The sequence below is a fragment of the Kitasatospora sp. NPDC001159 genome, assembly GCF_053598235.1.
In genome coordinates this window covers 1-6,551 of record NZ_JBSFJV010000188.1, presented here as the reverse complement: position 1 = coordinate 6,551, position 6,551 = coordinate 1, and the positions used below count along the sequence as shown (strand labels likewise).

Here is a 6,551-nt window from a genome sequence, read left to right as displayed (position 1 = left end):
GGTAGATGGTGTTGGTCCCCTTCGGGGCCCCGGAGCCGACACGGCCCCGGGGCCCCTCGACGCGTTCTGCCCGGAGTGCAGTGACTACAACAGGTTGCCGGTCCGCGCCGGTCACGCTAACGCCAGCTGACCGGAACCCCCTGCCGGTCCGCTACCCAAGGGGCAGCGGACCAGCCAAGCCTCATGACCCGCTTCATTCTCCGAGTGCGAACGACGCCCGTTCTTGCCATTTCACGCCGTCGTGCACAATGAGTTCAACCGACGAGACGTGAGACGTGAACGGGAGCCTGCCGGCGAGGTCGGCCTCGGTCTCCTCCAGGACGGCATCTTCCTGCCCTTGAGCGATGGTCAGGTGCGGCACGATCTCGGCGAATCGGCCGCATACGGCGGAGCCTCAGGCCAACGATCAGCGATCGCCTCCGTGAGCTGCCGCAACTGCGTGTCAGGCTCGGGAACGAGATACAGCACTTCCGGGAGCCGTCCACATCTCTCGAATACGGGTGACGACAGGCATCACGACCCTGGCAACCACACGGCCAGGACAACTGCCCCCGGCCGCTATCTACGAATTAGGTCGCACACCCGTGCGGCCGACGGCACGGCACCCCGGGGCGGGGCGAGGTGGCGGGGCGATGCCAACCAGAACGCGCTCGCCCCGCCATGGCCGCCCCGTACGGATCGCCGCCGTCGTTCCCCAGGACCCGCCCCACCCCGAGCCGTAGACCATCGGCGGGACGGGTACCGGGCTCGATCGTTGCTACGGGGCCGCCAAGGCCTATTGGGTCGTGGTGGCTGTGGGAGCCTCACCGTTCTGGGCCTGCTGGGAACGGGCGGTGAGCATGCGGGCGATCGGTATGACCTTGCTGCTGTCCCAGCCATTCCGCGGGTGCAGAGGCTCGTAGTTGACCGTCACGAGGGTTGTGCCGATCTTGGCCACGAAGAAGGTGCCGTTCTTGGTGTTCACAGCCTCGGACGCGTCCCCCAAAGCGGGGAAGGATATGTCGCTGTGAGGCGGGACGTCGGGACCGCTCAGAAACTGTCGGTACCAGGTGTCGGCCCAGGCGGTGCTCGGGCCGGCCACCACTGATACGCGCACCGCGGCGCCATCAGTGGCTGAGAAGACAACGAGGCCGCTGGTCCTCACCTCGCACGAGTCCTCCCCGGAGTCCGGGGTCGGGGCGCCAGGCGGGCATTCCGGGCGGGAAGACACACTCGGGGGATCAGCCACGCTCCAGCCGGTCGGAACCGCGTGCAGATCGGGCAGGACCGACTTGACCTGGTCGACGGTGAGCACCGCGGTGCCGCGCCCGAGCCCCGGGCCGTCGGACTGCTGGGCTTTGTGGAGGCCGAGGTAGCTACCCACGCCAGCCACGACAGCCGCCGCGACGACGACGGTGACCAGCACACCACCAACGCCGTGCCGGTGGGTGGTCTTCATATCCCTGCCGACAACGGTGTTGTGGCTGCCCACCGCGGTCTGGCCCGTTCCCGTCCCGATGCCGGTGTGGTCGCCGACCGCTACCGTGAAGGGCCCATCCTGCGCCGGTACCTCTGTCTCAGGTGCCGGCCAACGGGCCGCCAGCGCTGCTTCCAGAGTCTTGTCGATCGTGAGTAGCTCGCGTACTGCCGCAGTCACGTCGCGTTGGGCCTCCTCGCTGCACGGCTCCGCCGCCAGCCGCTCTGCGACCGCCTCCCATCTCGGCAACTGCCGCAGTCCTTGCCACACCCGCTCGACATCCGGACCGAACGCAGTGAGCGCCGCTCCGGCTGTTCTCGAGGCCGCCTGGACCAGCGCCGCCACCACGGCCGCCGCCAGGTCGGGCTCGCCCCCCACACTCATCCGAACCCCCGGTTGCAGAAGAGAAGTCAGCCCCCATGGTGCCGCCCGCCCATCACCCTTGCGCAAGGACGCGGACAGAACCGGCATCCTCGGCCAGATCCTGCTGTGCGCGGACGGCTCGTTCGGTGGCGAAGACCGCCAACGCCGCGCCACCGACACCACCGTCCCCGAAGACCCGCCCCGCCAGCAGATCCTCCTGGTAATCCGCGCGACCCCGGGCAACCAGCGCCCGCCCCGCCTCGACCGGGTACCCGTCTGGGCCCGGCGCGCTCTTCAGCTCGGCGGCCGCGGCGTCCGGCCGCTCGCGCAGCTCGGCGACGGCCGCCGCGACCGCCGCACTGATCCGGCCCGGCTCCAGCTGCTGGCCGCCGGCGTCGGCGCGGGTCTGCGTCAGGTGCTCGGTGACCAGGTCCGCGAGCTCGGCCAGGCGCCCGCGGATCTCGACCACCGCCCGCACTGGCAGCACCAGGGGGCTGTCGTGGGACAGCGTCGGCCCGGCCTGGCGGCCGACGACGTCCTCGATCGCCTCGGCGGCCGCCGCCAGGTCCAGCAGCCGGTACGCCGTTGACCGGGACACTCCCAGCTCCCCGGCCGCGTACGCGCCCCACGACGGGTAGCCCAGGGCGATCCAGACCCGGCCGTCGTGCGCGGCGCGCACCCGCTCAGCCAGCACCAGGACGGCGGTGCGCACCTGCTCGACCGACTCGCGCAGCGCGCTGGTCAGCCGCCGCGCCTCGGCCTCGCCGACCGGGACGGCCGACTCCTGGTGCCGCCGCTCGCCCACACCCTCCCCCTGCCCGCCAGCAGCCGCCCGAACCCGGCGCCGGCCTGTGTCATGCCTGTAGGGGCTGTGTCATTGACCGGCCATTTCCCCGGGCGGGAGCGATTCACAGACAGGCTGTGTCACCCGTGTTCGGTCCGGCCGTGACCCGTCTCACCGGAGTTTGACCAGTCTCAGCGAAGTGTGATCGGGTGGTCTACCGGCCCCGCTACCTGTCGATGTCTACCGGAAGCCCGCGGAGCTGCAGCCGCGTCCTCAAGAACTCCATCTCCGCCAGAGTGCCCACCACACTGTCGCTGCTCAGCTCTTCGACGAGCCTTCGGGCCTGGAGCAACGACACGCCCGAGACCTCACGGAAGACCTTCAGCGCCGGGACAAGGCTGGGTACCGGCTCGGCCAGCCGCAGCCGGGTGGGTCCGTTCGCCGCCAGCAGCGCCTGTCGCCACTCATCGTCAGGTGCCGCCCCCGGCCCGGAGTGCTCGCACCGATAGGCACCGCAGCTATCGCAGTAGAACTCGGCATCCCACCACAGCTCGCCGAAGTCGATGAACTGGTTCACCTGCCGCACCGCCATGTCGCCGCACTCGCAGAGCGACGCGATCTTCACCGTCTGGCCAGTCACCAGGACGCTCACGCCCTCGTAACCCCCTCGTGGGTCGGAGATCCCCGTGTGGCTGCATTCGAGCACAGGCACCGCCTGCCATCGGAATCCGGCAGGCGATCAAACCAAACTCCGGTGAGACGGGTCGTGTATCACCTGGCCGGGCAGGCGGTCCGGCCGGCCGTCACGGCGGCGTCCATCGTGGCGGCCAGGGCGGGCAGCTCGCGCTCCGGCTCGCCGAGCACCGAGGCGGGCATCGCCGCGGCGAGCGCGCAGACCGCGGCCAACGCGATCCGCTCGCCCATCGACAGCTCCGGCAGCCCTGCAGCGTGCACCCGGCCGACGACGACGTCGGCGGCCAGGTCGTACGCCAGCTCCTCGGCCAGCCGCCCGTCGCCGCCCGGGACGACCTCCCGGCCAGCGGCCTGCTCGATCGCGTCGGCGGCCCGCGGCGGTGCCGATCCTCCGCCTGCCGGGCCGCGAGCTCGCGCACCCACCCGGCCGCCCGCCGGCCCGCCTCGGACGCCTCGGCGAGCACCTCGTTCACCGCGTGCTCCCGCTCCCGCTGCTCCTGGTCCTCGCTGTTGCCGGTGTCCTTGAAGCGGGGAAGGGCGGTCAGATCCGTCATGACGGGTGAACTGGCCCGGCCGGGCCCGGGCCACGGGCAGACTGTGATCATGACTTCCGCCCGCCGTCCGCTGTGGCAGCCCTCCGTCGACGCGGCCGCCGACGCACCCCCGGCCGAACTGCAGCGGCTGCTGCCAGTGGAGCGCTCGCTGTTCCAAGGACCACCTACGCTCCCGATCATGGAGACGGAAAACGACGCGCGAGGAATCAAGGCCGAAGCAGCTGCGCCTGGCGCTCGCCGCCGAGCCCACCGCCCACTCACCGCTCGCCCGCGGCCTGGGCGCTTCGACCGACTCCTGGAGCATCGACGGGAGCGACCTGGTGGTGGAGGGCTGGAACAGCGCTCCCGGCCTGTTCGCCGTCCGCGCCCCGAACCGCCGACTGCTGGGCTGGGTCGAGGCGCTCGGCGACGGCTGGGGCACCTACATCAAGGGCCGCCTGATCATCGACGCCACCGACGGTGACACCTGGCTCTCTACGGACGCGCCCCACGCCGTCGCCCTGCTCCGCGCCGCCCGGAACCAGCAGCTGACCTGACCCGCACCGCCGGCAGCCTGGCGCCGCAACGCCGCCGCGTCTTGTGAGTGGTCTTGCCAGGCGTCTTGTCGGTGTCTCGTGAGGCGTCTACTGAGCGGTCTTGTGGGCACATGGTCATCCGGCCCGGCGCGGCATCACCGCAGGTCGGACCCTGTTTTGAGCGGGCCGGAAATGCCGACAACCCCTAATCTCTGTCCTTCGTCTTGGTAGAGGTGGTCGGTCGGTTCGGTTCGGGGTTGCGCCTGCGGCGGGCCGGTGTTCTTCTGCGCGTCCGGCGAAGCCGTCCGCGTCGACCCGGGGCCGGCCCGGCCGGCCGCTCCCGGCGCCGCGCCGAATGCACGTAGCTCCTGAGGGCAGGGCAATCGCAGCACCATGCCGCAGCATCGCGGAAACGCTCGGCGGCGAGCGGAGGGCCCCGTCGAACACGGCTTCGCCAACCTGAAGGCCTGGCGGATCCTCACCAAGCTCCGCACCGACCCCGGCCGCGCCACCGCCCTCCTGCGCGCCCTGCTCGTCCTGACCAACCTCGAAACCAACCGCTGACGGACGATCAAGAGCCCAGACTCCCGCCCGCGACCAGCACGAGCACCCCGACCGAGCGCCACACCAGACAGCACCTTCGAAGACGGCGAAGGCTCACTGATCCGAGCTGCTCAGCCAGCCGGTCCGGTCGCCACGAGCGGCCGTACCGCCGGTTCGAGCAGCGACAAACTCCGCTGCTGCGCATCGAGGGCGACGCGGATGCCGACCGGCATCGGCAGATTCGGGCCGGCGTGTCCGAACTCGACGTTGCCCAGGACCGGGATGTCACGGTCGCCGAGGACGTCGAGCACGATCTCGGGCAGGGTCGGGGGCGCGTCGGGCGAGTCGAGCCCGCCGATCTCGCGCGGAATGCCCACGACCATGCCGGAGATCCGATCGAGGATGCCGCAGTGCCGCAGCACCTGTAGATAGCTCCACACATGCGATGCGTGGCCACCCATCTCCTCCCAGAACAGCACCGCGCCGTCGAACCATTCGAGCGGCAGCGCAAAACGCGTCGCCTGCGCCAGCACGATGCGATTGATCACCCCGCCGATCAGCCGGCCTTCGGTGCGACCGGGACGCCAGCACTCCCAGGACGGGGTGGCCGGGAGCGCACCGATCGCCTCGGTACCGGTCAGCAACTTGGCGTAGAGCGTCGCGAGTTCCGCTTGGCGCGGTGCGGGCGCGGCCTGCCAGTGCCCGCCGAGTCCAGGGGTGGCCAAGTCGGCATGGAACCCGACCAGACCCGTGCGCGCATAGAGCACCAGATGCAGCAGCGAGATGTCGCTGTAGCCGAGGATCGGCTTGGGGTCGGCCGCGATCGCCTCGACGTCGATCAGGTCGAGGTAACCGAGTACTGTCTGGCCGCCGTCATGCGCAATGATCGCGCGCACCTCGGGATCACGTAGCAGAGCGTTGAACTCCCCGGCGATCTCCGCCGGCGCGGCCGCGCTCCACCAGTGGTGCCGCCCTGCTTCGAGTAACGGTGCCCGACGCACGCGGAATCCCATCCGCTCGAGCACAACCACCGCCTGCTCGAGGTCGCGCTCGTAAACGGCATGGAGCGGACCGGACAGCGATGCGATAACGACGAGATCTCCGGGCCTCAGGGCACGAGGTCGAAGCAGTTGAGGCAGTGCAGAACCGGTCACCGCCGCAGTATCCCGACACCCGCATCAACACGCGACACATTTACCGACCGAACGTCCGGCAGGCCTGGTCTGCACGCCCCCGACTGGTCCCACTACATGAGCTGGCTCCGGGGGTTACGTGAGCGCCCACCGAAGTCAGCCGATGACGGACGATCAAGACCGCAGACTCTTGCCTACGACCAGCACGACCACCCCGACCGAGCGCAACGCCAGCGCCTCCGACCAGCACAATCGAAGATGGCGAAGGCTCATTGAACGGCTGTGAGCGACCCGTCGTCCGCCCGGCGCGCCCTCGGCCCCGGCGTGGCCCGTGCCCTCGGCCCCCAGCAGCGCCCCCAGGGCCGCCAGCAGCCGCCCTGGAGCCACCCCGCCGCCGTCCGATACGCGACACCTGAGCTTGGCGTTTAACCTCGCTGCGCTTGGTGTTCCTTGATCGACTCGGCGCGTTTCACGGTCTTGCCGACGTCGTGGTGCTTGGCGCGGTGCTTG

The 6,551-nt window shown here is 70.4% G+C and carries 8 protein-coding genes; 2 read left to right on the top strand and 6 right to left on the bottom strand.

The window, feature by feature from the left end; translation table 11 throughout:
- Positions 1 to 193 precede the first annotated feature (193 nt).
- The 5 genes from ACWC9T_RS40100 to ACWC9T_RS40080 all read right to left on the bottom strand — a co-directional run bounded on the left by ACWC9T_RS40100 (position 194) and on the right by ACWC9T_RS40080 (position 3,719).
- Positions 194 to 361 carry a hypothetical protein gene (locus ACWC9T_RS40100; protein ID WP_449825977.1) on the bottom strand — a complete coding sequence of 56 codons (168 nt, stop codon included), beginning with the start codon at positions 359 to 361 and terminating at the stop codon, positions 194 to 196.
- 414 nt (positions 362 to 775) lie between these two features.
- Positions 776 to 1,840: a hypothetical protein gene (locus ACWC9T_RS40095; protein WP_449825976.1), complete on the bottom strand. Its 1,065-nt coding sequence runs from the start codon at positions 1,838 to 1,840 to the stop codon at positions 776 to 778.
- Between the two features lie 52 nt (positions 1,841 to 1,892).
- Positions 1,893 to 2,624 (bottom strand): hypothetical protein, encoded by a 732-nt coding sequence (locus ACWC9T_RS40090; protein ID WP_449825975.1) that lies wholly within the window; start codon positions 2,622 to 2,624, stop codon positions 1,893 to 1,895.
- A 205-nt stretch (positions 2,625 to 2,829) separates the two neighbouring features.
- Positions 2,830 to 3,255, bottom strand: a complete 426-nt coding sequence (locus tag ACWC9T_RS40085) for a hypothetical protein (protein ID WP_449825974.1) — start codon at positions 3,253 to 3,255, stop codon at positions 2,830 to 2,832.
- Between the two features lie 119 nt (positions 3,256 to 3,374).
- On the bottom strand, positions 3,375 to 3,719 hold the full coding sequence (locus ACWC9T_RS40080; RefSeq protein WP_449825973.1) for a hypothetical protein: 345 nt from the start codon (positions 3,717 to 3,719) through the stop codon (positions 3,375 to 3,377).
- Positions 3,720 to 4,170: 451 nt separating this feature from the next.
- Here ACWC9T_RS40080 and ACWC9T_RS40075 point away from each other — a divergent pair, with 451 nt between their 5' ends.
- A complete protein-coding gene (locus ACWC9T_RS40075) occupies positions 4,171 to 4,386 on the top strand; it encodes a hypothetical protein (RefSeq protein WP_449825972.1) in 216 nt (71 codons plus the stop codon).
- Between the two features lie 372 nt (positions 4,387 to 4,758).
- On the top strand, positions 4,759 to 4,929 hold the full coding sequence (locus tag ACWC9T_RS40070; RefSeq protein ID WP_449825971.1) for a hypothetical protein: 171 nt from the start codon (positions 4,759 to 4,761) through the stop codon (positions 4,927 to 4,929).
- A 110-nt stretch (positions 4,930 to 5,039) separates the two neighbouring features.
- Here ACWC9T_RS40070 and ACWC9T_RS40065 read toward each other — a convergent pair whose 3' ends face one another.
- Complete coding sequence (locus tag ACWC9T_RS40065; RefSeq protein ID WP_449825970.1) at positions 5,040 to 6,062, bottom strand: S66 peptidase family protein; 1,023 nt, start codon at positions 6,060 to 6,062, stop codon at positions 5,040 to 5,042.
- Positions 6,063 to 6,551 lie beyond the last annotated feature (489 nt).

Coding starts and splice junctions, on each gene's coding strand:
- ACWC9T_RS40095 (WP_449825976.1), bottom strand. CDS start 1,840: ATGAGTGTGGGGGGCGAGCCCGACCTGGCGGCGGCCGTGGTGGCGGCG.
- ACWC9T_RS40070 (WP_449825971.1), top strand. CDS start 4,759: ATGCCGCAGCATCGCGGAAACGCTCGGCGGCGAGCGGAGGGCCCCGTC.